This is a genomic window from Streptomyces sp. NPDC090445 (assembly GCF_044769385.1).
Taxonomy (GTDB): domain Bacteria; phylum Actinomycetota; class Actinomycetes; order Streptomycetales; family Streptomycetaceae; genus Streptomyces.
In genome coordinates, this window is the sequence record NZ_JBIVXV010000006.1 from 270,470 (window position 1) to 295,615 (window position 25,146).

Annotated in this window: 23 protein-coding genes; 14 read left to right on the top strand and 9 right to left on the bottom strand. The window is 75.6% G+C overall.

Annotated features, from left to right (window positions below):
- Positions 1–9: 9 nt before the first annotated feature.
- The 6 genes from ACIQUT_RS16330 to ACIQUT_RS16355 all read right to left on the bottom strand — a co-directional run bounded on the left by ACIQUT_RS16330 (position 10) and on the right by ACIQUT_RS16355 (position 5,730).
- Positions 10–750 carry an SOS response-associated peptidase gene (locus ACIQUT_RS16330; protein WP_403563572.1) on the bottom strand — a complete coding sequence of 247 codons (741 nt, stop codon included), beginning with the start codon at positions 748–750 and terminating at the stop codon, positions 10–12.
- A 430-nt stretch (positions 751–1,180) separates the two neighbouring features.
- The gene (locus ACIQUT_RS16335; protein ID WP_403563573.1) at positions 1,181–1,564 is read right to left on the bottom strand and encodes an FAD-dependent monooxygenase; all 384 of its coding nucleotides are present in this window, start codon (positions 1,562–1,564) and stop codon (positions 1,181–1,183) included.
- Positions 1,561–2,208 carry a hypothetical protein gene (locus ACIQUT_RS16340; RefSeq protein WP_403563574.1) on the bottom strand — a complete coding sequence of 216 codons (648 nt, stop codon included), beginning with the start codon at positions 2,206–2,208 and terminating at the stop codon, positions 1,561–1,563. The genes ACIQUT_RS16335 and ACIQUT_RS16340 overlap by 4 nt, the downstream gene beginning before the upstream one ends.
- 126 nt (positions 2,209–2,334) lie before the next feature.
- The gene (gene pgm, locus ACIQUT_RS16345; protein WP_403563575.1) at positions 2,335–3,975 is read right to left on the bottom strand and encodes a phosphoglucomutase (alpha-D-glucose-1,6-bisphosphate-dependent); all 1,641 of its coding nucleotides are present in this window, start codon (positions 3,973–3,975) and stop codon (positions 2,335–2,337) included.
- Between the two features lie 163 nt (positions 3,976–4,138).
- Entirely contained in the window at positions 4,139–5,104 is a 966-nt protein-coding gene (locus ACIQUT_RS16350; RefSeq protein ID WP_403563576.1) for a CHAD domain-containing protein, read from the bottom strand.
- A gap of 215 nt (positions 5,105–5,319) precedes the next feature.
- A complete protein-coding gene (locus ACIQUT_RS16355; RefSeq protein WP_179173396.1) occupies positions 5,320–5,730 on the bottom strand; it encodes an organic hydroperoxide resistance protein in 411 nt (136 codons plus the stop codon).
- A 146-nt stretch (positions 5,731–5,876) separates the two neighbouring features.
- Between ACIQUT_RS16355 and ACIQUT_RS16360 the strand changes: the two genes are divergently transcribed.
- From ACIQUT_RS16360 to ACIQUT_RS16405, 10 genes are all read left to right on the top strand, one after another.
- A complete protein-coding gene (locus ACIQUT_RS16360; RefSeq protein ID WP_403563577.1) occupies positions 5,877–6,350 on the top strand; it encodes a MarR family winged helix-turn-helix transcriptional regulator in 474 nt (157 codons plus the stop codon).
- Positions 6,351–6,454: 104 nt separating this feature from the next.
- The gene (locus ACIQUT_RS16365) at positions 6,455–6,922 is read left to right on the top strand and encodes a hypothetical protein (RefSeq protein WP_403563578.1); all 468 of its coding nucleotides are present in this window, start codon (positions 6,455–6,457) and stop codon (positions 6,920–6,922) included.
- Positions 6,919–10,953, top strand: a complete 4,035-nt coding sequence (locus tag ACIQUT_RS16370) for an AAA family ATPase (protein ID WP_403563579.1) — start codon at positions 6,919–6,921, stop codon at positions 10,951–10,953. Before ACIQUT_RS16365 ends, ACIQUT_RS16370 begins: the two co-directional genes overlap by 4 nt.
- A 38-nt stretch (positions 10,954–10,991) precedes the next feature.
- Positions 10,992–11,378, top strand: a complete 387-nt coding sequence (locus tag ACIQUT_RS16375) for a VOC family protein (protein ID WP_403563580.1) — start codon at positions 10,992–10,994, stop codon at positions 11,376–11,378.
- A 363-nt stretch (positions 11,379–11,741) separates the two neighbouring features.
- Positions 11,742–13,349: a benzoylformate decarboxylase gene (gene mdlC / locus ACIQUT_RS16380; RefSeq protein WP_403563581.1), complete on the top strand. Its 1,608-nt coding sequence runs from the start codon at positions 11,742–11,744 to the stop codon at positions 13,347–13,349.
- Positions 13,350–13,390: 41 nt separating this feature from the next.
- A complete protein-coding gene (locus tag ACIQUT_RS16385) occupies positions 13,391–14,797 on the top strand; it encodes an FAD-binding oxidoreductase (RefSeq protein ID WP_403563582.1) in 1,407 nt (468 codons plus the stop codon).
- Entirely contained in the window at positions 14,794–16,242 is a 1,449-nt protein-coding gene (locus ACIQUT_RS16390) for a cytochrome P450 (protein ID WP_403563583.1), read from the top strand. The genes ACIQUT_RS16385 and ACIQUT_RS16390 overlap by 4 nt, the downstream gene beginning before the upstream one ends.
- 209 nt (positions 16,243–16,451) lie before the next feature.
- Positions 16,452–17,807 carry an alpha/beta hydrolase gene (locus ACIQUT_RS16395; protein WP_403563584.1) on the top strand — a complete coding sequence of 452 codons (1,356 nt, stop codon included), beginning with the start codon at positions 16,452–16,454 and terminating at the stop codon, positions 17,805–17,807.
- A gap of 72 nt (positions 17,808–17,879) precedes the next feature.
- Positions 17,880–19,826, top strand: a complete 1,947-nt coding sequence (locus tag ACIQUT_RS16400; protein ID WP_403563585.1) for a peroxidase family protein — start codon at positions 17,880–17,882, stop codon at positions 19,824–19,826.
- The gene (locus tag ACIQUT_RS16405) at positions 19,823–20,080 is read left to right on the top strand and encodes a hypothetical protein (RefSeq protein WP_403563586.1); all 258 of its coding nucleotides are present in this window, start codon (positions 19,823–19,825) and stop codon (positions 20,078–20,080) included. The genes ACIQUT_RS16400 and ACIQUT_RS16405 overlap by 4 nt, the downstream gene beginning before the upstream one ends.
- A gap of 30 nt (positions 20,081–20,110) precedes the next feature.
- Here ACIQUT_RS16405 and ACIQUT_RS16410 read toward each other — a convergent pair whose 3' ends face one another.
- Entirely contained in the window at positions 20,111–20,998 is an 888-nt protein-coding gene (locus tag ACIQUT_RS16410) for an NmrA/HSCARG family protein (protein WP_403563587.1), read from the bottom strand.
- Positions 20,999–21,237: 239 nt separating this feature from the next.
- Here ACIQUT_RS16410 and ACIQUT_RS16415 point away from each other — a divergent pair, with 239 nt between their 5' ends.
- The gene (locus ACIQUT_RS16415; protein WP_403563588.1) at positions 21,238–21,774 is read left to right on the top strand and encodes a DM13 domain-containing protein; all 537 of its coding nucleotides are present in this window, start codon (positions 21,238–21,240) and stop codon (positions 21,772–21,774) included.
- Positions 21,775–21,827: 53 nt separating this feature from the next.
- Here ACIQUT_RS16415 and ACIQUT_RS16420 read toward each other — a convergent pair whose 3' ends face one another.
- A complete protein-coding gene (locus ACIQUT_RS16420; RefSeq protein WP_403563589.1) occupies positions 21,828–22,337 on the bottom strand; it encodes a hypothetical protein in 510 nt (169 codons plus the stop codon).
- Between the two features lie 319 nt (positions 22,338–22,656).
- Here ACIQUT_RS16420 and ACIQUT_RS16425 point away from each other — a divergent pair, with 319 nt between their 5' ends.
- Positions 22,657–23,067, top strand: coding sequence for an SAV_915 family protein (locus ACIQUT_RS16425; protein WP_403563590.1), 411 nt, complete (start codon positions 22,657–22,659; stop codon positions 23,065–23,067).
- A 14-nt stretch (positions 23,068–23,081) separates the two neighbouring features.
- Positions 23,082–24,416: a diaminopimelate decarboxylase gene (gene lysA, locus ACIQUT_RS16430; RefSeq protein WP_403563591.1), complete on the top strand. Its 1,335-nt coding sequence runs from the start codon at positions 23,082–23,084 to the stop codon at positions 24,414–24,416.
- A gap of 74 nt (positions 24,417–24,490) precedes the next feature.
- On the opposite strand, the gene ACIQUT_RS16435 is transcribed toward lysA, so the two are convergent.
- Complete coding sequence (locus ACIQUT_RS16435; RefSeq protein WP_403563677.1) at positions 24,491–24,892, bottom strand: hypothetical protein; 402 nt, start codon at positions 24,890–24,892, stop codon at positions 24,491–24,493.
- Between ACIQUT_RS16435 and ACIQUT_RS16440 the strand changes: the two genes are divergently transcribed.
- Complete coding sequence (locus ACIQUT_RS16440) at positions 24,843–25,136, top strand: hypothetical protein (protein ID WP_403563592.1); 294 nt, start codon at positions 24,843–24,845, stop codon at positions 25,134–25,136. The two genes, ACIQUT_RS16435 and ACIQUT_RS16440, sit on opposite strands and share 50 nt — an antisense overlap.
- The last annotated feature ends 10 nt before the right edge of the window (positions 25,137–25,146 follow it).

Consider the following 25,146-nt stretch of genomic DNA (forward strand, 5'->3'; position numbering starts at 1 on the left):
GGGTCGCGGTCAGGGTTCGGGGGCGGTTTCGACGAGCCGGGGGCCGTTGTTGCGGACGCTGTTGACGGCGGTCGAGACCGGGCGGACCTCCAGCCGGCCGTCCGCCGGGGTGTGGAGCAGGGCACGCAGCGCATCCACGTCCTGGTGGGCGGGATCCAGCCAGGCCTCGTAGTCGCCCGGGTCCAGGGCGAGCGGCATGCGGGGGTGGATCCGGCCGGCCGCGTCGACCGCCTCCGTGGTGATGATCGTGGCGGTGGCGAGCCAGGCGTCCGGGTCGTCCTCGTCGGCGACGGCCGGGTCGCGCCAGAACTCGTACAGTCCGGCCATGGCCAGCACCGAGGCGTTCTCGGGGGCGATGAAGTACGGCTGCTTGTACGCCTTCGCCGTGGCGGTCGCGGACACCGGCTGCCACTCGTAGAAGCCGTCGGCGGGCAGCAGGCAGCGGCGGCGGGTGAAGGCGCGGCGGTAGGCCGGCTTCTCGTGGACCGTCTCCATCCGTGCGTTGATCATCCGGGCACCGCCCGACGCGTCCTTCGCCCAGGAGGGGACCAGGCCCCAGCGGAGCGTACGGAGCCGGCGCTCGGGCGTACCGGTGGCGGTGGCGCGGTCGGGGCGCTCCAGGACCGCCCAGACCGGGTCGGTGGGGGCGACGTTCCAGCTCGGCGCGAGCGTCTCCCGGGGGTCCCAGGCGGCCTCGAACAGGCCGGCGAGATCCTCGGGGGCACGGGATGAGGCATAGCGTCCGCACATGCCCCCCACTGTGCCACCTCGGCTGCCGCAGCCGACGCACGTACGCCCGCGTCCGGCGCCGCGGGCGCGGGGAACAAGGAGGGGTACGTGCCCGCAGCCGCCGGGGCGACCGCCCGGGCCGCTCACCGCAGGCGGCCGCCGCCTCCAGCGTATGCCGAGGTCGCTGCCGCGGACAGTCCAGCCGCCGGTATCCCGCGCGGGGATCTTCTCCCCCACCCCGCCCCTTCCCGAAACCGGGCTCCGCCCGGACCCGGTGCGCTCAAACGCCGCGCGGGCTGGAATTTCCGGCCTCGCCGGCGTTTGAGGCACTGGGGGTGCCCCCAGCGGTAGCTGGGGGAGGGTCTGGGGGCGGAGCCCACAGTTTCGGGAAGGGGCAGGGTGGGGGAACGGCTCCGCGCAGCGGCAGCGGCAGGTGGTGGGGCGGCGGCGGTCAGGGGGCCATCGGGCGGCCGCCGATGTCCGCGGCACCGGCGAGCTGGGCCTGCCACCAGGCCCCGGCGGCCCGGCCGTCCATCTCCGCCCAGGCGGGGGTTCCCCCCGCTTGGGCCCGGCCCGGCCGGCGCGCCGGCGCCACCAGCTCCCGGCCCGCCGCCCCACGGGACGCCCGGTACGCCGACAGCAGCTCCGCCCAGGACCCGGCGCCCCGCCAGGCCGCCTCGAACGCGGTGGCGTCCTGGAGGGCCTTGGCGGCGCCGCTGGTGTTGTGGGGGCGGACCACGCTCGCCGCGTCTCCCGCGAGCAGCAGCCGTCCGGCGGTGATGCGGTCGGTGGCGAGGACGCGGAGCCCGTCCGGGCCGGGGATGCGGTAGATCACGCAGCTGCCGCCGGGGAAGCAGACGGTGGCGACCGTCTCGGGGGCCAGGTGCCGGCTCCGGCGGCGGGGAGTCGCGCGGCGTCGAGGTTGCCGCGCCAGCAGACGTACCCGGCGTACTGCGGCAGGTGGTCGGGGCAGACGGCCTCGCGCACCACGGACCGGTAGCCGTCGGCGCCGATCACCAGGTCGTACGGTTCGACGGTGCCGTCCGCCAGCCGTACCCCGGCCTGCCCGCCGACGGCTCCGGAGGCGTCGGCGACGCCGGTCACGGCCGCGCCCTGCCGGTAGACCACCGACCGCGGGGTGGTCTCGCGGAGCCCGCGCCACAGCAGGCCCCAGTGGTAGGAGTGGAACGGGAACGGCTGCTCCCGGAACACCCGCCCGGCCGGGCCGGCCGCGTCGTCCCGGACCAGCCACCGGCGGCGGGCCAGCGGGTGCGCGGGGATCCCGGCGGGCAGTGCGCCGGTGGCGGCGAGTTCGGCGGCCCGGTCGTCGTGGATGCACAGCCCGACGCCGCGGTCCGCGAGGCGGCCCCGGGTGCGTTCGAGCACGGACACCTCGTCCGCGCCGGCGCGGACGGCCGCCGAGGCGAACGCACAGCCCGCGATGCTCCCGCCGACCACCGCGACCCTGCCACCCCGCATGGCTGCTCCCTCCGCGCCCGCTACGGATCCGGGCCGCCACCCTGGGCGTGGGCGGGGCGGCGACGGTCGGTTTTCGGACGTCCGGAAGGAGGACGTCCCAACGGGCGGGCGCGGAGGGCCCCGGGGTCAGGCGTCCAGTGCGGCCGACACGACCGACCGGGCCTCCTGCTGGACGCGGCCCAGGTGGTCGGGGCCGAGGAAGGACTCGGCGTAGATCTTGTACACGTCCTCGGTGCCGGAGGGGCGGGCCGCGAACCAGGCGTGCTCGGTCGCGACCTTGATGCCGCCGATCGCGGCCCCGTTCCCGGGCGCGTGCGTCAGGACGGCGGTGACCGGCTCCCCGGCCAGGGTGTCGGCCGTGACCTGCTCGGGCGACAGCCGGCCGAGGACCGCCTTCTGCTCCCGGTCGGCGGGGGCGTCGATGCGGGCGTACGCGGGTTCGCCGAAGCGCTCGGTGAGGCGGGCGTACCGCTGGCTGGGGGTCTGCCCGGTGACGGCCAGCATCTCGGAGGCGAGCAGGGCGAGGATGATGCCGTCCTTGTCGGTGGTCCACACGGATCCGTCGCGGCGCAGGAAGGAGGCGCCGGCGGATTCCTCGCCGCCGAAGCCGAGGGTGCCGGCGGACAGGCCGTCGACGAACCACTTGAAACCGACGGGTACTTCGACCAGTTCGCGGCCGAGGTCGGCGGCAACCCGGTCGATCATCCCGGAGGAGACCAGGGTCTTGCCGACCGCGGCCCGCTGCGGCCACTGCTCGCGGTGGCGGTAGAGGTAGTCGATGGCGGTGGCCAGGTAGTGGTTGGGGTTCATCAGGCCGCCGTCGGGGGTGACGATGCCGTGCCGGTCGGCGTCGGCGTCGTTGCCGGTGGCGATCTGGAACCGGTCGCGGCCTTCGATGAGGGAGGCCATCGCGTACGGGGAGGAGCAGTCCATGCGGATCTTGCCGTCCCAGTCCAGCGTCATGAACCGCCAGGTGGGGTCGGTGTGCGGGTTGACGACGGTGAGGTCGAGGCGGTGCTCGTCGGCGATGCGCTGCCAGTACGCGACGGAGGCGCCGCCGAGCGGGTCGGCGCCGATGCGCACGCCCGCCGCGCGTACGGCGTCGAGGTCGAGGACGGAGGGCAGGTCGCGGACGTACGCGCCGAGGTAGTCGTACGTGCCGGTGGTGGCCGCGGCCCGGGCGCGGGCGTACGGCAGCCGGCGGACCTCCTTGAGGCCGCCGGTGATGATCTCGTTGGCGCGGTCCTGGATCCAGCCGGTGGCGTCGGATCCGGCCGGGCCGCCGGACGGCGGGTTGTACTTGAACCCGCCGTCCGCGGGCGGGTTGTGCGAGGGGGTGACGACGACGCCGTCGGCCAGGCCCGAGGTGCGGCCCCGGTTGTGGGCGAGGATGGCGTGCGAGACGGCCGGGGTGGGCGTGTAGCCGTCGGCGCTGTCGACGAGGACGGTGACCTCGTTGGCGGCGAAGACCTCCAGGGCGGTCACCCGGGCGGGTTCGGACAGGGCGTGGGTGTCCGCGCCGAGGAACAGCGGCCCGTCGATGCCCTGCTGGGCCCGGTATTCGCAGATCGCCTGGCTGGTCGCGGCGATGTGGTCCTCGTTGAACGCGGTGGCGAGGGAGGAGCCGCGGTGTCCGGACGTGCCGAAGGCGACGCGCTGGGCGGGGTCCGCCGGGTCGGGGTGCAGGGCGTAGTACGCGGTGACGAGCCGGGCGACGTCGATCAGGTCGTCCGGGCCCGCCTGCTGCCCTGCTCGTTCGTTCGGCATGTGCCGGCTCCTCCGTACTGGTCCAAAGAGAACAACACCGGTCATTGTGTCGTCCCCGGACGGTGCCCGCACAGGCGGCCCCCAGCCGTGTTCCCGCCCGGCGGGGCCCTCCCCCGGCCCGGCTCCCCCGCCTGCCGGGCGGTCCGGGACCGGTGGCCGCGGGTCAGCGGCCGGGGTTCAGGCCGGCGAGTTCGCGGTGCAGGACGGCCAGGCGGGCCTCGACGGCGGCGGCAGCGGCGTACTCGTGTTCCGTCAGCTCCCGCAGTGCGTCGCGGACTTCGGCGTCCGGTGCCTCGTCCAGCCACGGTGTGACCGTGCGGCGGCAGACGGTGCTGTCCTGGTGCTCGCCGAGCGCGTCGTGGAGCGCGCCGAGGACGCGCAGCGGGCTCCGGAGCAGCCCCGGGTACGCGCGGGCCACGCTGCGGCCGGTGTCCAGTACGGGTTTGGCGGCCTTGCGCACCTCGTGCAGCTCGTCCGCCCGGATCTCGGGGTCCGTGATGGCCGCGGCGGCGGCGAAGTCCTCGACCAGTACCGGCCAGGCCGCGCAGAACCAGGTGCCGAATCCGCCGGCCGGGCCCTGCGGGACCGGGGCGTCGGCCCTGGTGTCGAGCTCGGTGACGAGGGCCCGGTAGCGGGGTCCGTCGAGGACGGCGAGCAGCTCGCGGCGGGCCGGGCCGCGCGACTCCTCCAGGCGGAGCAGCGTCCAGCGGGCCGGGCGGCCGGCCATGGGGGCGTGGGCCGCGACCCGGTGGGCCGTCTCGTCGAAGTGCCGGACGCGGCCGAGGTGTTCGTTGAGCCAGGTGAACTCCTCCGGCAGCCCGCCGGGCTGCGCGTGGGGCCGTGTGCCGGGCTCCGCGTCAGGCCGTGTGCCGGGCCGTGTGTCGCGCGCCGTGCCTGCGGGTGTGCCTACCGCCGGTGCCGCGGCGGGCGGTGCCGGTGCAGCAGCGGGCGGTGCCGGTGTGCCCGACTGCTCCAGTGCGTGCCAGACGCTGCGCAGCCGGCGCGAGGCGGTGCGCATCACCTTCACCGCCCCCGGCCGGTCCCGGCGCACGAGCGGTTCGCGCGAGACCAGCCTGTCCCGTTCCCGCTGTACGTACGCGCCGACGGCCGCCGCGGCCTCCACCCTCATCAGCGTTCCCTCCCCCAGGTGGCGTGCGCGCCGGCCGGCCGGTCCGGGCCGGAGCCGCCCATGGTGGGCACGGTCTACCCGAGGGGCGGGGTGGCGAAAACCGGACGGCGGCACTGCCCCCGATCGGGTCACGGCGGTGATGCCGGGTGACGGCGGCGGTGGCGGCAGCAGCAGCAGCAACGGCAGCAGTGACGGCCGCCGCCCGGTCCCGGGCGTTACTCGATGACGAGCTCGACCGGGATGTTGCCGCGGGTCGCCTTGGAGTAGGGGCAGACCTCGTGCGCCTGCTTGACCAGCAGTGCGCCCGTCTCGCCGGCGAGGGACTCGGGGAGCTCGACGCGGAGGGTGACGGCCAGGCCGAAGCCGGTGCCGTCCTTGCCGATGGAGGTCTCGGCGGTGACGGACACCTCGCCGGTGTCGACCTTCGCCTGGCGGCCGACCAGGCCGAGGGCGCTGGCGAAGCAGGCCGCGTAGCCGGCGGCGAAGAGCTGCTCGGGGTTGGTGCCCTGGCCGTTGCCGCCGAGCGCCGGGGGCATGGCGAGCGCGAGGTCGATCTGGCCGTCGGAGCTGACCGTGCGGCCCTCGCGGCCGTTGGCGGTGGCGACAGCGGTGTACAGCGCGTCCATCGGGGTTCCTCTCGCGGTGGTGTTTCGCGGTGGTGGTTCCTGTGTGCCGGGCGGTCGGCGTCCGGCTGACGTCCACTACTAGAGCACACAATTCAGTTGTGCACAACTGAATGACTCGCAAGCCACTCCCCGGTACACTGGCCGGCATGAGCGCGCAGCACACCGAAACCCTCCGCGACGAGGACTTCCTCCGCCTGGACGGCCAGATCTGCTTCGCCCTGAACGCGGCGAGCCGGGCTTTCGGCGGCGTCTACCGGGTGATCCTCAAGGACCTCGGCCTGACCTACCCCCAGTACCTGGTGATGCTCGTGCTCTGGGAGCACGGCACCACCCCCGTCAAGGAGCTCGGCAACCGCCTGCGCCTGGACTCGGGGACCCTCTCCCCCCTCCTCAAGCGGCTGGAGTCCGCCGGACTGATCCGCCGCGAGCGCAGCACCGAGGACGAGCGCTCCGTCTCCGCCGTCCTCACCGAGGCCGGTACGCAGCTGCGCGCCCGCGCGGTGGAGGTCCCGCGCCGCATCGCCACCGCCACCGGGTGCGACCTCGACGAGATGCGGGACCTCCAGGCCCGCCTGCAGCGGCTCACCGCCGCGCTGGACGCGGCCGCCCTGGAGGTGTGACCGGAGGACCGGAGCCGCCGGAGCGGACGGGGCGCGGGCAACCCGCGCAAACCGCTTCCCGGCGCGCCCTGCGCCTCCTACCCTCGTAACCGGAGGGGGCACCCATGGAGGACATCGTCACCGCCGCGGCAGCATCGCTGCTGGGGGCAGTAACCACCGACGCCTGGCAGCAGGCCCGGGCGGGGGTCATCGCCCTGTGGCGACGAGCCCGGCCCGCACCGCAGGATCCGGCAGGCCGGCCGGAGGACGGCGCACGGACGGAGCGCGAGCTGGACGCCGAACTCGTCGTCCTGCGCTCCCGGCTGGCCGAAGCACGGCACTCCGGCGACACGGCGGCCGAGGAGGCCCTGGCCTCCGACTGGCGCCACCGGTTCCGCGAGCTGCTGCAGCGCCACCCCGAACTGGTCGACCCGATACGGCAGTTGATCGAGGAGCTCGACCCCGCCGCGGCCGCGGCGGAAGACGCCGGCGACTCCGGCGAACCGGACGGCGGTGCCACCGTGACCAATCACGTCCACGACCACGGCACCGTCTACGTGGCCGCGCGGGACATGACCGTCAACGTCCGATGACCGGAGCGGACGACCGGCCGCCGCCCGCCCGGGAGCAGCCGCCCCCGCCGCCGCCCCGGCCGGAGGGGGACCGCCCCGTCCTGCACACCGAGGTGCACGACAGCGGCACCGCGATGGTCGCGGGCCGCGACCTCATCATGCAGGTCAGGGACGGCTCGTACGTCCACCAGGCGGTGCTGCCCGGCCGCCCCGGGTCGGACGGCACCGACGCCGGGCCCCTGTGCCCGTACCCCGGACTGCGCTCCTTCGTCCCGGAGGAGCACCTGTGGTTCAAGGGGCGCGACCAGGCCGTCTCGGAGGTGCTCCAGTTATTGGCCCGGCGGCTGGACACGGGCGGACAGCTGATGGTCGTGGCCCCGTCCGGGGCGGGGAAGTCCTCGCTGCTGCGGGCGGGAGTGCTGCCGCTGGTCTCGCAGGGCGCGCTGCCCGGTTCGGCCCGCTGGCCCCAGGCCGCGTTCACCCCCACGGCCCGGCCCATGGCGGCCCTCGCCGACGGCCTCGCCGAGGCCCTGGCGGAGCGGCTCGGCGACGGGGCGGCCGGGCGGATCCGGGAGGCGCTCGCGGCGGGTCCGGCCGCCGTCGAGGCCCTCGTGCGGGAGGCGCCGGGCGGCCCGGCCCGCCGGCCGGGCGAGGCCGCGCCGCGGATCGTGCTCGTCGTCGACCAGCTGGAGGAGCTCTTCACGCTCTGTCCGGACGCGGCGGCACGCCGGGCGTTCCTCGCGGTCCTCGCCCACCTGGCGGCGGGCACCGCCCGGACTCCCGCGGCCGCCCTCGTGGTCCTCAGCCTCCGGGCGGACTTCGTCGCGGCCGGCGCCGCCCACCCCGAGCTGCGCGAGGCCGCGCGCCACGGCCAGATGCTGCTGGGGCCGATGGGCGAGCGGGAGCTGCGGGCCGCGGTACTGCTGCCGGCCCACCTGGTGGGGCTGCACGTCGAGCCCGAGCTCGTCGACCTGCTGCTGCAGGACCTGGGCGACCTGGGCACCCCCGCCGGAACGGCACCCGCCGGACCCGGCCCGCGGGGAGCCGCCGCGCGCATCCCGGACGCCCCGGACGCGGAGTCCACGGAACTCTCCGAGGCGGGCCGGCTCCCGCTGCTCGCCCACGCCCTCCAGGCCACCTGGCAGGTCTGCCGCGGCGGCACCCTCACCGTCCGGGGCTACCGGCAGACCGGCTGCATCCGCGCGGCCGTCGCCACCACCGCCGACCGCGTCTACGCCGGCCTCGACGAGGCGGCCCGGAAGGCCGCGCCCTGGGTTTTCGTCCAGCTGGTGAACGTGGGCGACCGTACGGCGGACACCCGCGCCCCCACGGACCGTGCGAGCCTGCTCGACGCCGCACGGGGCACCCACGGCATCGAGCGCGAGGCGGTGGAGACCGTCCTGCGCGCGTTCGCGGACGCCCGGCTGCTCACCGAGCACGGGACCGACGTGGTCATCACCCACGAGGCGCTGATCAGCGCCTGGCCCGCGCTGCGGGGGTGGGTCGACCGGGACCGGGCCGGCCACCGGCTGCGCCGGCGCCTCGCCCAGGACGCCGCCCAGTGGGCCGACGGCAGCCATGACGCGAGCCTCCTGTACGGGGGCAGCCGGCTCGCCGAGGCGGAGGAGGCCGTACGCGGCACCGCCGCGCCGGCGAAGGCGGGCGCGTTCCTGACCGCGTCCCGGCGGCAGGCCTCCCGCGAGGCCCGGCTGCGGCAGGCCGTGATCGCCGCGCTCACGGCGCTGGCCGTACTGGCGACCGGCGGCGCCGTCGTCGCGGCCTGGCAGGCGGCGACGGCGGGCAGGGAGCGCGACACGGCGGTGCGCCGCCAGATCGCCGCCACCGCGGACCAGGTCCGCGCCGCCGACAGCGCGTTCGCCGCGCAGCTCGACCTGGCCGCCTACCGGCTCGGGCCGACGGCCGAACTGCGCAGCCGCCTGATCTCGGACCAGAACGCGCCGGTGTCCCCGGGCGCGGTCTCCCACGACGGGCCGGTGACCGCCCTCGCCGTCAGCCCCGACGGAACGCTGCTGGCCGGAGCCTCGCCCCAGGGCGGCCTGCGGCTGTGGCGCCTGCCGCCCCCCGCCGGCGCGCCGGCCGCGTCCGGCGCGCCCCCGCCCGCACCCGTACCGCCGGGTGTCCCCGTGCCGGTCGGCGAACAGCCGGGCGGCTCTCCGCTGGCCCTGTCCTTCCGGCCCGACGGGCAGGTGCTGGCCGTCGGCGGGGTCGACGGCACGCTCCGCCTGTACGACCTGCACGATCCGGCCCGGCCGCGCCCGCTCGGGCAGCCCGTGCCGGCCCACACGAGCACCGCGAACGTCGTCTTCGGCCCCGACGGCCGGACCCTGGCCACCGCAGGCAGCCGCGGCGACCTCACCGTCCGCCTGTGGGACGTCGGCGATCCCGCCGCCCCGCGTCCCCGGGGCGCGCCGACGCCCGGCCTCGGGGTGGTGCCGGCCCTCGCGTTCAGCCCGGACGGCCGCACCCTCGCCACGACGCGGGCCGCCGCCCCGGGCGGCTCCGGGCAGGAGTCCGTCCAACTGTGGAAGGTCGCCGGCTCCGGGCCGCCCACCCCGCTCGGCAGCCCGCTGACCGGAAGCCTCGGCACCGTCAACGCCCTGGACTTCGGCCCCGACGGGCGCATGCTGGCCGTCGGCGGCTCCGACACCGCCGTCCGCCTCTGGGACACCACGGACCCGGGGCGCGCGTCCCTCATCGGGAACCCGCTGTTCGGCAGCACCAACGCCCTGACCACGCTGGACTTCAGCCCCGACGGGCGCACGCTGGCCGCGGGCGGGGCCGACGGCGCCGTCGCCCTGTGGGTGATCGCCGACCCGTACCTCGCCCGGCGCACGTTCCGCTCCGCCCCGCTGACCGGGCAGACCGGCGGGGTCAGCAGCCTCGCCTTCGCCCCCGACGGGCGGACCCTGCTCAGCGGCGGCGCCGACGGCACGGTCCGGCCCTGGGCCCTGCCGCCGACGGTGCTGTCCGGCCTCGGCGCGGCCTGGCTCAGCGCGGACGGCCGTGTCCTGGCCGCCCTCGGCTTCGAGGGCCGCATCCGGTTGTACGAGCTCCCGCCGCCCGCCGGACCGACGGACGCCGTCGTGCCGCGCCCGGTGGGCGGCCCGCTGGACGCGGAGCGCCTCGACTGGGCGGCGTACAGCCCGACCGGGCGCCTGCTGGCCGCGTCCGGCGCGGACGGGACCCTGCACCTGTGGGACACGGCCGACCCCGCGCACCCGAAACGGCTGGGCACACCGCTGCCGGGCAGCTTCAGCGCGCTGGTCTTCAGCCCGGACGGCCGGATGCTCGCCACCACGGACAACCGGCAGGAGGACGCCGTCACCACCCTGTGGGACCTCTCGGACCCGGCCAGGCCCACGGCCCGCGGCGGCCCCCTGACCTGGTTCGGGCAGTCGGTGAACGTCCGCATCCTCGCCTTCACCCCCGACGGCCGCTTCCTGGCCGGCGCCACCGCCGGAAGCGGGAACGACGCCATCGAGCGCAGCGTCCTGCTGTGGGACCTGACGAAGCCCGACCGGCCGCAGCCGCTCGCCGGGACCCAGATCAGCGAGCGCGGCTTCGTGATGAGCCTCGCCTTCAGCCCCGACGGCCGGCTGATGGCCACCGGTACCGCCGACGGGGTCCTGCGGTTGTGGCACACCGCCGACCCGGCCCGCGGCATCACCCTGGCCGGCGAACTGAGAGGCCATCAGAGCGACGTGAGGGCGGTCGCGTTCAGCCCGGACGGCCGCAGCCTGGTCAGCGGCGGGGCCGACAACACGGTCCGGCTGTGGGACGTGGCGGGCCGCGCCCCCGTGGGCGGCCCGCTGACCGGGCACACCCTGCCGGTGGGCACCGTGGCCTTCGCCCCGGACGGGCACACCCTCGTCACGGGCGGCTGGGACAACACCGTGCGCGTCTGGGAGACCGACCCGGCGCGCCTGCTGCCCCGCCTGTGCGCGGCCACGGCCGGTCCGCGCGACCGCGACCTGTGGCGGTCGCACCTGCCCAACGCGCCCTACACACCGGGCTGCCGGCAGCCGCGGTGATCCGGGCCGGAGCCGGCCGCCGGGCGTAGATTCGCGGCATGGTGCATGTACTGGGCAGCAGGATCCTGCTGCGTCCCACGGATCCCGGGCGTTCGCGCGTCTTCTACGGCGACGTCCTGGGGCTGGCCGTCTACCGGGAGTTCGGCACCGGCCCGGAGCGCGGCACGGTCTACTTCCTCGGCGGCGGCTTCCTGGAGCTGTCCGGCCGCTCCGACACCCCGCCCGCGCCCGGGATGCGGCTGTGGCTCCAGGTCGCCGATGCGCAGGCCGCGTACGAGGAGCTGCAGGAGCGGGGGGCCGAGGTGCTGCGGCCGCCGCTGCGGGAGCCGTGGGGGCTGATCGAGATGTGGCTCGCCGACCCGGACGGGGTGCGCATCGCCGTGGTGGAGGTGCCGGCGGACCATCCGCTGCGGTACCGCCCGTGACCGCCGCCGGGATCCGCCGGGCACCGCCGGGATCCTCCGGGCCGCGCCGCGCATCCCGTGCCCGCCGGGCGCCGCCGGGCGCGGCGGAGCGCGCGGGGCATGCCGTCCGCGCCGGCCCCGGCGCCCGGCAATCCCGGTGCGCTCCGCCGTGGGAGTGAACGGGCCCGCCACCTACAGGAGGGACATCCGGCCGATCCCGTAGACGGAGCGTCAACCGGCCCGGGCGGCGCAGGCCGGTCAGGGCTGCGATCGGCGACGTGGCGTAGCAGGCCCGGTGCGGCCGTGGATGCCTTTTGTAAAGATCCACGCGGTGTGCTGGATTGATCACCGACAGTGCTCCCCCGGCTGCGCGGAAGGATCCCCATGCGCACGGTTCGCGAATCAGTCCTGGACGTCCTACGGGCCCGTGGCATCACCACGGTCTTCGGCAACCCCGGCTCGACGGAACTGCCGATGCTCAAGCAGTTCCCGGACGACTTCCGGTACGTGCTCGGCCTCCAGGAGGCCGTCGTCGTCGGGATGGCCGACGGCTTCGCGCTCGCCTCCGGCACCACCGCCCTGGCCAACCTGCACACCGGGCCCGGCACCGGCAACGCCATGGGCGCCATCCTCAACGCCCGCGCCAACCGCACCCCCCTGGTCGTCACGGCCGGCCAGCAGCACCGCGCCATGCTCACCGCGGAGGCCCTGCTCACCAACCCGCAGCCGACCCTCCTCCCGCAGCCGGCCGTCAAGTGGGCGTACGAGCCCCCGCGTCCCGCCGACGTCGCCCCGGCCCTCGCCCGCGCGGTGCAGCTCGCCGAAACCCCGCCCCACGGGCCGGTGTTCCTCTCCCTGCCCATGGACGACTTCGACGCGGAGCTGACCGAGGAGGAGGACCGGGTCGCCCGTACGGCCGCCGCCCGCCGGATCACGCACGCCGCCGCCCCGGACCCGGCCGCGGTGGCCGCCCTCGCGGACCGGATCTCCCGCGCCCGCTCCGCCGCCCTCGTCGTCGGCGACGACATCGACGCCTCCGGCGCCTGGGACGCCGTGCTCGCGCTCGCCGAGCGCACCGGGCTGCCCGTCTGGGCGGCGCCGATCTCCGCGCGGGTCTCCTTCCCCCGCAGCCACCCCCAGTTCCGCGGGGAGCTGACCGGGGCGATCGGTCCGCTGGGCCGGCAGCTGGAGGGGCACGACCTGGTCGTCGTCATCGGCGCGCCGGTGTTCCGCTACTACCCGTACGTCCCCGGCCGCCACCTGCCGGAGGGCACCGGGCTGGTCCTGCTGACCCGGGACGCCGAGGAGGCCGCCAAGGCGCCGGTCGGCGACGCGATCGTCGCGGACCTGGCGGCGGCCGCACGGGCGCTCGCGGACCGGCTCCCGGCCGCCGGGGCCGCGGCCCCCGCACACCGGGGGCCGGTGGACGCCCCCGAGGCCGGGGACGGGGCGCTGACCCCGCTCGCCGCGCTGCGGGCGGTCGCCCAGGGCGCCCCGGAGAACACCCTCTGGGTCAACGAATCGCCGTCCAACGTCCCGCAGTTCCACGCGGTGACCCGGATCTCCTCCCCCGGCTCGTACCTGTTCTCCGCCGGCGGCGGCCTCGGCTTCGGTGCCGCGGCGGCCGTCGGGGCGCAGCTCGGCGCCCCGGGCCGGCCCGTCGTGTGCGTCATCGGCGACGGCTCGATCCACTACGCCGTCCAGGCCCTGTGGACCGCCGCCGCGTACCGGGTGCCCGTCACCTTCGTCGTCCTCAGCAACGCCCGCTACGCGATCCTCCAGTGGTTCGCGCAGCTCGAAAACGCCCAGGGCGCGCCCGGCCTCGACATCCCCGGCATCGACATCACGGCCGTCGCCGCCGGCTACGGGGTGCGTGCCCACCGGGCCCAGGGCGCGGGCGAACTCACCAAGCTCGTACGGGACTCGGCGGCCCAGCAGGACGGGCCGGTCCTCATCGACGTGCCCGTCACCACCGAGTTCCCCTCCCTCTGATCCCGTCAGCGGCCACCCGCCCCGACCAACGGAAGGCCCGTATGTCACCCGAGACCCCCCTCCTCTCCCGTCTGCGCACCCTCCTTCCCGACCATGCGGACGTCCTGCACACCGATCCCGAGACCCTGTCGGCGCACGCCCGCGACGCGGCCCCCTTCTCCGAGGCGGGCGTGCCCGCCACGGTGGCCTTCCCGCGGACCGCCGAGCAGGTCCAGCACATCCTGCGCACCGCGTACGAGCTCGGCGTCCCCGTCGTCCCGCAGGGTGCCCGCACGGGCCTCGCGGGCGCCGCGAACGCCGTGGACGGCTGCATCGTGCTGAACACGGGCCGGATGGACCGCGTTCTGGAGATCGACCCGGCCAACCGGCTGGTGCGCTGCGAGCCGGGCGTGGTCACCAAGCGGCTGAACGACGCCGTCGCCGAGCACGGGCTCAGCTATCCGCCCGACCCCGCCTCCTGGGAGCACTGCACCATCGGCGGGAACATCGCGACCGGCGCCGGCGGCATCTGCTGCGTGAAGTACGGGGTCACCGCGGACTACGTGCTCGGCCTGGACCTGGTCCTGCCCGACGGGCGGCGGATGCGGACCGGCGGGGACACGGTCAAGGGGGTCGCCGGCTACGACCTGACCCGCCTCCTCGTCGGCTCCGAGGGCACCCTCGCCGTCATCGTCGGCGCCACCCTGGCGCTGCGGCCGGTCCGGCCGCCGGCGCTCTCCCTGCTCGCCCAGTTCCCGAGCCTGGTGCAGGCCGGGGAGGCGGTCGCCGCGATCACCGCCGCGGGCCACGTCCCGTCGGCGCTCGAACTCCTCGACGGGGCCACCTCGCAGGCGGTCGCGGACCACGGGCACCCGCTGCTGGAGGCCGGCGCCGCCGCCACGCTGATCATCGAGAGCGACAGCGCCGACCCGGTCCGCGACCTGGCCGCGATGACGCTGCTGTGCAAGGGGACCGGGGCGCAGAACGTGGTCACCTCGTCCACCGCCGAGGAGTCCCGGCGGATCATCGAGGCCCGGCGGCTGGTCACCCCGGCGCTGGGGGCGTTCGCCGCCACGCTGGGCGGCCGGCCGACCGCGTTCATCGAGGACGTGGCCGTGCCCCGCTCCGAACTGGCGAAGTTCATGGCCACCATCGAGGAGATCGCGGCCCGGCACCGGCTGCGGATCTTCACGCTCGGGCACGCCGGCGACGGCAACCTGCACCCCACCGTCGTGTTCGACGAGTCGGACGCCGACGAGTTCCGCCGCGCCCAGACCGCGTACGACGACATCATGGCGGCCGGTCTGGCCCTCGGCGGCACCAGCACCGGCGAGCACGGCATCGGCACCCTCAAGCGGGAGTGGCTCACCCGCGAGCTGGACCCGGTCAGCCTGGAGCTGCAGCGCGGCCTCAAGCGCCTCTTCGACCCGAAGAACCTGCTCAACCCCGGCAAGGTCGTGGAGGCATGACCGAGGACTCCCCTGCAGCCGGCGCCACCGCGGCCGCCACCACCACGGCTGCCGCCGGCGCGGCCGGGGCCGCGATCCCCGCGCCCTCCGCCCGTTCCGCCTCCACCCCGGCGCGCGCCGTGCCGCGTCCGGCCCGGGCCGGGCGGGCCGAGACCGTCCGGTTCGCGGCGACGCACACCCTGCCCGCCTTCCTCCGCGGGGCCTTCCACGTCCGGCCCAAGGTGGTCTCGGCGTACGCGGCCCTCGGCCAGCAGGGCTGGTCGGCGGCCACGCTGCGGGCCATGCGCGCCCGGCACGGCGGGGCGCCCGTCGAGGTGCGCGGACTGTCCGGGACGCTGCTGGTCCTGCTCGACCAGGCCGACGTCCGGCAGTTCTACGAGCTGCCGGTGCGCACCCTGGCCATGGACGCCCCCGACAAGTACCGCGGGCTGTCGCTGCTGGAGCCCACCGGGGTGATCTGCTCCCACGGCGACACCCGCGAGGACCGGCGCCGCATCAACGACGAAGTGCTCGCGGCGGACCGGCCGGTGCACCCCTCGTGCCGGGAGTTCCAGGCCCTGGTCGAGGAGGAGGCGGCCGCCCTGGCCTGCGGCGGGGAGCTGGACTTCGCGCGGCTGCGCCGCACGGTGGCCCGGCTCGGGCGCCGCATGGTCCTCGGCGACGCGGCGGCCGGTGACGAGGAGCTCGCCCGGTGGCTGCTGGCCATCCGCGAGGAGGCCAACTGGATGCGGATGCGCAAAGGCCGGGCCGCGGCCGCCGAGGCGCTGTACGCGAAGGCCGCCGCCCGCGTCGAGGAGTACGCCGCCCGGGCCGAACCGCACACCCTCGCCGCACTCGCCCGCCGGCACCCGACCGCCGCCGGCCCGGACGCCGCCGTGCTGGACCCGGTGGGACAGGCCCACCACTGGCTGCTCGCCCTCGACACCGTCGGCCCGACCGTCGCCCGGACCCTGCTGCTGCTCTCCGCGCACCCGGCCGAACAGGACGCCGTCCGGGCCGGGATCGACGGCGGGGACCCGGAGCTGCCCCGGCTGCGGGCCTGCGTACGGGAGACGCTGCGGCTGTACCCGCTCGTGCCGGACCTGGTACGGGTCACCCGGGCCGAGACCGAGTGGCGCGGGCAGCGCTATCCGGCGGGGACGGCGGTCCTCGTGCCGGCGCTGTTCCACCAGCGGGACCCCGAACACGTCGCGGCGGCCGACCGGTTCGTCCCCGCGCGGTGGCTGCGCCCCGGGGCGGCGGACGACCCGGTGCTGGCGCCGTTCAGCCACGGCGGCGGGCGCTGCCCGGGCGAGCACCTGGGGCTGCTGACGTCGGCGGCGCTGATCGCGGCGGTGCTGCGGGGCCACCGGGTCACCGGCGGCCGCCCCGCGCTGGACCCCTCCCTGGCACTGCCGGGCCTGCTCGGCGCGGCGGGCATCCGGCTCACCCTCACCGCGCGCTGAACCCGCACCGCCGCCGAGGCCGGACGGCGCGCACCGGGCCGTGCGGTGTGCACCGGGCCCGAACCGGCGTAGACCGAGCCCGCGCGGCGCGCACCAAGCCCGAACGGCGTACACCGAGCCCGGACGGCGTGCACCGGCCCGGACGGCGCGCACCGTCCGGTACGGCGCGCCGCACCCCCTTCCCCCCCCATGCCCCGGAGGGCACCCGCATGACCGATGCCACGACCGCCGTCACCGGGCACGAACCGGACGTCGACTCCCTGCACCAGATCTGCCGCCTGCTCGCCGAGGCCGCCGAGGACGTGGGGGAAGCGGCCCGCTACGCGTCCGAACTCGCCCTCGGCACGCGGCTGCCGCGGACCGTCCGCGGCGGCCCCGCCTGGCGCACCCTGCTGCGGACGATCACCGACCCCAAGGGCCTGGGCTGGGCCCCGCGCGGCCGCGGCCTCGCCGGACTCGGCCGCCTCGTCGGGGTGTTCACCAGCCGGGAGAGCCTCGCGGTGACCCTGGCCGTGACGGGGCTGAAGGCCCGGATCCGGGCCGCCGCCGTCCACCACCCCGAGCTGCTCGGCGACCCCGACACGGCCCGTGTCCTCAGGGCCGTCGCGGAGGACCGGCAGCGCGAGGCGATCCGGGTGTTCCGGGCCATCCTGGGCCGCAAGGGCGCCGAGCGGACCTTCGCCCTGCTCGCCCCGGCCTTCGCGGACATCCTCGCCTGGAGCGCCCTCACCGACGAGAACCCGCTGAACGACGCGGCCGGCTGGGAGGTCGCCACCGGCCGCACCCTGACCGGCGCCGAACCGGTCCTCGGCATCGGCGCCCGGGTCTGGGCGTTCCTCGACCGCGGTCCCGGCCGGGCCGAGCCCTTCGTCCCCCCGGCCGGGTTCGCCGAGCGGCTCGACACCGGCGGCACCATCGCCGGGTACGTGCGGAACATCGACGCGGTGGGCACCGACGGCACCCTGCTGGTCCAGCAGGTCGCCGGGCCCGACGGCGTGCAGCGGTACGTCGTCCAGCTCGCCGGCATGTCGGGGCTGAGCGGGGAGAGCCCGCAGGACCTGCTGGGCGCGGTCCACGCGGTGGCGCGGCCCGCCACCCCGTACTCGCGGGCCGTGTGCAAGGCGCTGCGCGCGGCCGTCCCCTCGGGCTGCGAGATCGCACTGGTGGGCCACAGCCTGGGCGGGATCACCGCGATGAACCTGGCCGCCGACCGGGACTTCTGCGCGGTGTACCGGGTCACGCACGTGGTGGCGATCGGCTCTCCCATCGACGGCAAGCGGCCCGCCGACCCGGGGACCCGGGTGTGCTCGCTGGTGAACGAGCACGACGTGGTGCCGAGCCTGGAGGGCCGCTCCTCGGTGTCCCCGTACCGGCTGCCGGAGCAGTTCACCGAGTTCACGTGGACCGACGACACGCACGCCTTCCCGCTGTGCCATGCCGCCGAGCGGTACGCGCACAACCTGGAGTACGACGTGCCCGGGGCGCGGGCGCACGTGGACGCCGAACTCGCGCCCTACCGGGGCCGGGTGACGGCGACCCGCCTCTTCCGCCTCTACGACCGCTGACCCCTGACCCCTGACCTCTGCCCCCTGGCCACCGACCGTCGACCGCCGCCGACCGCTGAGGACCACCACCACATGACCGACACCGCCTCCACCGATCAGTCCGGCCCGGCCCGGGGGACGACCGCACCGGACCCGCGCAGCACCGGCACCGGCACCCGCTCCGCGGGGGTGCCCGGGCAGGCCGGAGCCGCCCGCTCCTCGCAGGCCCCCGGCTACGGCCCGCCGGGCCTCCTCGAACGCCTCGGGTCGGCCGCCTTCGCCCGGCTCAACCGGACCCGTGCATGGCACGAACTCCCGCAGCCGCTCGCCCTGCTGAACCTGCGGGTGCTCCGCGACGACCTGCGCCGCCGGAACCTGTACGACACCCACGGCGCCGGGGGCGAGCGCCGGCGCCGCCCCACCGCCGAACCCGCGCCGTTCCGCTCGTACGACGGCTCGGGCTACGACCCGTACGACGAGGACATGGGCCGGGTCGGCACCCGGCTGGACCGCAACGCCCCGCTCCACCTGGTCTTCCCGGAGGGCGACGAGGGGCTGATGTCGCCGTCCCCGCGTGAGATCAGCAGGCAGCTGCTGGCCCGCAGGGGCTTCGTGCCGGCGCCCACGCTGAACCTGCTGGCCGCCGCCTGGATCCAGTTCGAGAACCACGGCTGGGCCAACCACGGCGACAACGAGGAGGCCGAGCCCTTCACCGTCCCGCTCGCGGAGGGCGACGACTGGGCCGAGCAGGGCGGCGGCTGCCCGATGCGGATCAACCGCACCCGCCCCGACCCGGTCGCCCACACGGCCGCCGACGCCCCGCCCACGTACGAGAACACGGTCACCCACTGGTGGGACGGTTCGCAGATCTACGGCTCGGACGAGGCCCGCTGCCGTTCGCTGCGGACGGGCGAGCACGGCAAGCTGATCGTCGAGGACGGCCGGCTGCCCACCGACCCCCGCCCGGGCAAGGAGTGCCTGGACCGGACCGGCATGAACAGCGACTACTGGACGGGCCTGTCGCTGCTGCACACGCTCTTCGCGAAGGAGCACAACTCCGTCTGCGACTACCTCCGCTCGCACTATCCGACGTGGGACGACGAGCGGCTCTTCCACACCGCCCGGCTGGTCAACACCGCCCTCATGGCGAAGATCCACACGGTGGAGTGGACGCCCGGCGTCCTCGACACGCCGGTCCTGAAGCGGGCGATGGACGCCAACTGGTACGGGGTGCTGCCGCGCTGGGTCCGCCGCACGTACGGGCGGGTCGGCAGCGGCGAGATGCTCAGCGGCATCCTCGGCTCGCCCACGGACCACCACGCGGCGCCGTATTCGATGACGGAGGAGTTCGTCTCCGCGTACCGGCTGCACCCGCTGATCCCGGACGAGCTGGTGGTCCGCGACCACCGCAAGGGCGCCGTCCGCGCCACGATCGGCTTCGACGAGATGCAGGGCGCCACCACCCGGACGGCGATCGACACGTTCGGCATGAGCGACCTGTTCCTGTCCTTCGGGACCGCCCACCCCGGCGCCCTCGTCCTGCACAACCACCCCGACGCGCTGCGCAACCTGGCCCGGCTGACGGGTGAGCACATCGACCTCGGCACCGTCGACATCCTGCGCGACCGCGAGCGCGGCATCCCCCGCTACAACGCCTACCGGCAGATGCTGCGCAAGCGGCCCGTCGCCTCCTTCGAGGAGCTGACGGGCGGCCACCCGGACGACACACCGCTGATCAGGGACCTCTACGAGGGCCGGCTCGACCGGGTCGACACCCTCGTCGGCAACCTCGCCGAGCCGCGGCCGGCCGGGTTCGGGTTCAGCGACTCCCTCTTCCGGATCTTCATCCTGATGGCCAGCCGCCGACTCAAGAGCGACCGCTTCTTCACCACCGACTACCGGCCCGAGGTGTACACGGCCGAGGGCCTGGAGTGGGTGGACCGGAACACCATGGTCACGGTGCTGCTGCGGCACCACCCCGAACTGGCCCCCGCCCTGGACGGCGTCACCAACGCCTTCGCCCCCTGGAGGACCCTGTGACCGGGATTCCCGCACCGCGGTCGGAACCGCAGCCGCGCCTGCCGGCCGCGGACGGGCTGCGCGCCCACTCCGCCGCCCTGCTCGACCACGCGCGGCGGCTGCGGGCCGGGGCCGCCGCGCTCGACTGGAAGGGGCCCCAGGCCGAGGCCTTCCGGTGGCGCGTCCAGGACCTGGCCGACCGGTGCACGGCGGCGGCCGGCGGCCTGGCCCGCTCCGCGGACCGGCTGGACGCGGCCACCCGCGCCCGGCACTGAGCGCGCCGTCGGCGCCGGGCAGGTGGGCGCTCAGGGGCGGTGGTCCGGCTCCGCCGGTACGGTCCACTCCTTGCGCGCCCAGTCGTCCAGGGTCGTCAGGTGCGGGCGGGCGGCGCGCAGGGCGGGCACGTCGGCGAGGAAGCCGGTGGTGTCGAACCACTCGAACATGACGGCCATCTCCTCGCTGTACGCCCGTACCTCCGCGACGGGCTGGGCGCGGAACCGTACGGGGCGGCCGGCTGCGCGGGCGAAGGCCTCGGCCATCTGCGGGCCGGTCAGCCGGTCCCCGGCGATCTCCAGGGTGCGGCCGAGGTACTCGGCGGGGGCGTCGAAGGCGTCCGCGGCGAACGCGCCGATGTCGTCGGGGTGGATCATCTGGAGAGCGGTGTCCGGGGAGAGCGCCAGCGGCAGGACGAGTTCGCCGCCGGCCCACCGGGGGCCCATGCCCGTGAAGTTGGTGAGGAAGAAGGCCGGGCGGAGCACGGTGGCCGGCAGGCCGAGCTCCGCGATGTGCTGCTCGATCAGGCCCTTGCTCCGGAAGTGCGGCACGTCGCCGGGGCGGCCGGCGCCGTCGACGGAGGTGTACACGAAGTGGGCGACGCCGGCCCGGGCAGCTGCTTCCGCGAGCGCCTTGCCCCGGCGTACCTCGGACGCGAAGCCGGCGGGCCCGGGCGCGGGCATCGGCTGGACGCTGAAGACGCCGTACGCGCCGCGCACGGCCGCTTCGAGGGAGGCGGTGTCGTCGAGGTCGCCGGTGACGAGGGTCGCGCCGTGGGCCCGGAGGGCCCGCGCCTCGGGCCGGTCCGGGTCGCGGACCAGGGCGCGGACCTGCCGGCCGCGGGCGATGAGGGCGCGTACGGTGGCGCCGCCCTGGCGGCCCGTTGCTCCGGTGACGAGGACGGTGCGGTGGTCGGACATGGCACGGCTCCTTGGCGCTGCGGGCTCCGGGCGGCCGTTCCGGCTGCCCTCCGGTGGTCAACAGCCTGTTCCCTCAAGGGCGGTTGAGGTCCAGTCGCTGTGACCGTGATCACCGTCCGGATCCGGTTGCGGCGCACCGTGAGGATTTCGTCATCCACAGGACCCTCGGCCGGCCGGGTGCCGCATGTGACCATGGGTCCACGGCGGCGGATCGGTCGCGTGACGGCAAGGGAGCGGCAGTGGGCAAGGGAACGCGGCGCGGGCGGGTGTGGGGTGCGGTGCTGGTCGCCGGCGCCCTGCTGGTGGGTGTCGGGCTGTACTGGTTCGAGCCGTGGAAGCTCTGGAAGGACGACACCGTCAGCGAGGCGCTGCCGACGCCGTCGGCGGCTCCGGCGTCCCCCGGCGCGTCCGCCGGGGCCGGGCCGCAGGTCCTCGCGCAGGGCACGCTGATCAGCCACGAGCACGCCACCACGGGCACGGTGAAGGTCCTGCGCCTCGCCGACGGGTCCCTGAGCCTGCGGCTGGAGAACCTCGACACGAGCAACGGTCCGGACCTGCGCGTGTGGCTGACCGATGCCCCGGTGAAGGAGGGCGTGGCCGGCTGGCGGGTCTTCGACGACGGCAAGTACGTCAGCCTGGGCGAGCTGAAGGGCAACAAGGGCGACCAGAACTACGCGATCCCCGCGGACGTCAACCTGGCCGATTACACCAGTGTGAGCATCTGGTGCGACCGCTTCGACGTCTCCTTCGGGGCGGCTTCCCTCGCCCGCGCCTGATCGCCCGGTTTCCGCGGCAGCCGGCGCCGCGGCCGCCGCGGAGGATTCGGGTCTCAGGTCAGTGCCGAGGCCTTGAAGACCGCGCGGGCCGTCTCGCGGTCGATCAGGCTGCAGAACTGGCGCAGCGGGACCAGGCCTTCGCCCAGGGTGCCGCTGGACACGCTGGTGCCGATGTCCTCGCCGACCCGGTACCACAGGGGCGGGTTGTCGGCGAAGACGTGCGGGTCGAGCTCGACGCTGCCGCCGTCGGTGTCCGTGAGGACGAGCCGCCGGGCGACGCCGTCGTGCCAGGCGACCGTCGCGAGCCGGTCGGTACGGACCCGCCGGCTCCGGACCAGCCCCCGGGTGGTCAGCAGGCCGGGCGCGGCGCTGACCCGGGTCGGCCACAGGACCACGAGCAGCAGCAGGCCCAGCCAGATCCACACCGCCGCGCGCCGCCAGCCGCTGTCGCCGGCCACCACGTCGGCCGTCAGCAGCACCGCCGGCAGCAGCACCGCGAAGCCGACCGCGGCCCGTACCTCCCCGCCCCAGGCACGGTTCTGGAGCGCAGCCGGTTCAGACATGGGATGTCCCCTCCTCACTTCCTTGCTTCCTTTACTCGTCAATTAATTTCACACCCCACGCAACGAGGCGGGGAAGGGCTGGTATGCCGTCCTGCGGCGTCCTGGCGGGGAAAGGACAAAGACTGACGCGTTTCTTACCGAACGGTTTGACGGGCGTCAGAGGCGTGTATGAACACGGCCCGTCGGCGTCAAGGTCCCGTCAGGAGGAGACGCGGAGGACGCACGGACGGGCATAGCTTCGATGCCGCGCCCCGCCGCCGCGTCACGGCGTCCGGGGCGCCTTCCGACCGTTCCACCACCGCGCCCCGGGGAGGGCCCCATGTGTCTGTTCCGGTACGAAGACGATCCCGAGCCCGAGGAACGGATCCCGGCCGGGCTGCTGTACGTGCCCGTCCGGCCGGGAAGCTGCACGGGGGCGGTGATCCGACTGTTCCGCACTCCGCTGGGCACGCGCACGGCCGTCGGGTTCACCACCGCCGCCCGGCTGACCGCCGTCCTCGGCACGGGCCACCCGTACATCCGGCTGTCGGACGCGGTGCTGCGCGTGATGTGCGAGCCGCTCGGCGCGGGGCTGGTCACCGTCGACCCGGCCCTCTCGGCCCCTCCGGTCACCCCGGTCCCGGCCCAGGCGCCCGACGCGGCCGATGAGGCCGGGGTCCCGGCCGGGGCCCGGGACCGGGCCCCCGATCCGGGCCGGCGCCCGGGCCCGCTTCCCGTCCGGACCGTCTGAGCGGAGGCGGAACCATGACCACAGCCGTACTGTCCGACCTGGCCGCCGGGGCCGCCGAACTGTCCGTGTGGCCCGCGTCCACGACGCGCCTCCCGCACGGCGGCCTCGCCGTCGGCGGGGTGTCGCTGGCGGAGGTCGCCGACCGGTTCGACACCCCCGTCTACGTGCTGGACGAGGGCGAGGTGCGGGCCCGCTGCCGCACGTACCGCGACGCGTTCCCGGACGCCGATGTGCTGTACGCGGCCAAGGCGTTCCTGTCGCGGGCCATGGTGCACTGGGTCGCCGAGGAGGGCCTCGGCCTCGACGTGTGCTCGGCGGGGGAACTCGAACTCGCCGTCACCGCCGGGTTCCCCGCGGACCGCATCGTCCTGCACGGCAACGCCAAATCGCCGCGCGACATCGCGACGGCGCTGCGCCTCGGGGTGGGGCGGATCGTCATCGACAGCCCGTCGGAGATCGCGCGGCTGGCCGCCGCCGTGGGCCCGGGCGGGCACCAGAAGGTGATGCTCCGTATCGTGCCCGGCATTTCGGCCGGCGCCCACGAGAAGATCCGCACGGGGACGGACGGGCAGAAGTTCGGGCTGTCCCTCACCGACGGCTCCGCGCAGCACGCCGTCCCCCGGATCCTCGGCCAGCCGCAGCTCGAACTGACCGGCCTGCACTGCCACATCGGCTCGCAGATCACCGACGTCAAGCCGTACGTGTCCGCGCTGCGCCGGATGGTGGGCCTGATGGCCCGGATCCGCGACGCGCACGGCGTCGTCCTGCCCGAGCTCGACATGGGCGGCGGCCACGGCATCGCCTACCGCCCCGGAGAGCCCGCGCTCGACCTCACGGCCCTCGCCCGGCGGCTGCGCGCCGAGCTCACCGCGAGCTGTGCGGCGGCCGGACTGCCCGTCCCGCGGCTCGCGATCGAACCGGGCCGGGCGGTGGCCGGGCCGGCGGGGGTGGCGGTGTACCGGGTCCTCGCGGTGAAGCGCACCGCCGGCCAGGTGTTCGTGGCGGTGGACGGCGGCATGAGCGACAACCCCCGGCCCGCCCTGTACGGGGTGCGCTACGCGCCCCGGCTGATCGGCCGCCACTCGGGCGCCGGCCCGTGCACGGCGACCGTGGTCGGCCGGCACTGCGAGGCGGGCGACATCCTCGCCGCGGGGGTGGAACTGCCCGGCGACGTCCGCCCCGGTGACCTCCTCGCCGTACCGGTGGCGGGGGCGTACCACCTGTCCATGGCCTCGGGCTACAACCTGGTCGGGCGGCCGCCGCTGGTCGCCGTCGGCGGCGGCACGGCCCGGCTGCTGATCCGCCGTGAGACGCTGGACGACCTGCGCAGCAGGGAGGTCGGCGACTAGCGCGGCGGCGGCCGTCCCCCGCTCCCCCGGCGGTGCCGGAGGCCGGGCGCGGGGTGCGGCCGCGGGCCCGGGCCTCAGTCGGCGGCGACCGTCCAGTGCTCGCCGGGCTTACGCGGCTTGTGGGGCTTGTCCTGCTTGCCGGGCTTGTGGGGCTTGGGCTCCCCGCAGTGCTTGCCGCGCTTGATGACGGTCGGGTCCGTGGCGGTGTGCGTCGCCCTGTCGCCGCCCCCGACGACCGTCACCGTGTCGATCCCCTGCTCCGTCTTGCGCGAGCACGGCACGTTGGCGGTGAGCGTGATGACCGGGTAGCCGGCCCCGGCTGCCAGCACGTCACTGCGCGTGCAGGTGAGCGTGGCCACGGTGCAGGTCCATCCGGTGCCCGACATGCTCGCGGCGGTCATCCCCCGGGGGAGGACGTCACGGACGATGACCGCGCTGCCGTCCGTGGCGCCGGGCCCGGCGTTGCCGACCGTGATCGCCCTGGGTCCCCCCGGTGAAGTCGCCCTCGTGCGTCTTCTCGATCGTCAGGGAGGGTTTCGCGGGACACAGGGCGGCCGGGTTGCTCGTCGCGGCCTGGTTGGCCGTCCAGTGTTCGCCGTCCCGGCCGCCACGGGCACCGGCGCGATGTTCTGGAACTCGTCGAGGGTGATCGCGCCGTTCCTGTTCTGGAAGAAGGCGTTGTTGTCGATCAGCGCGTTGTCGAGGCCCTGGTCGGAGTAGATGCCGTTGC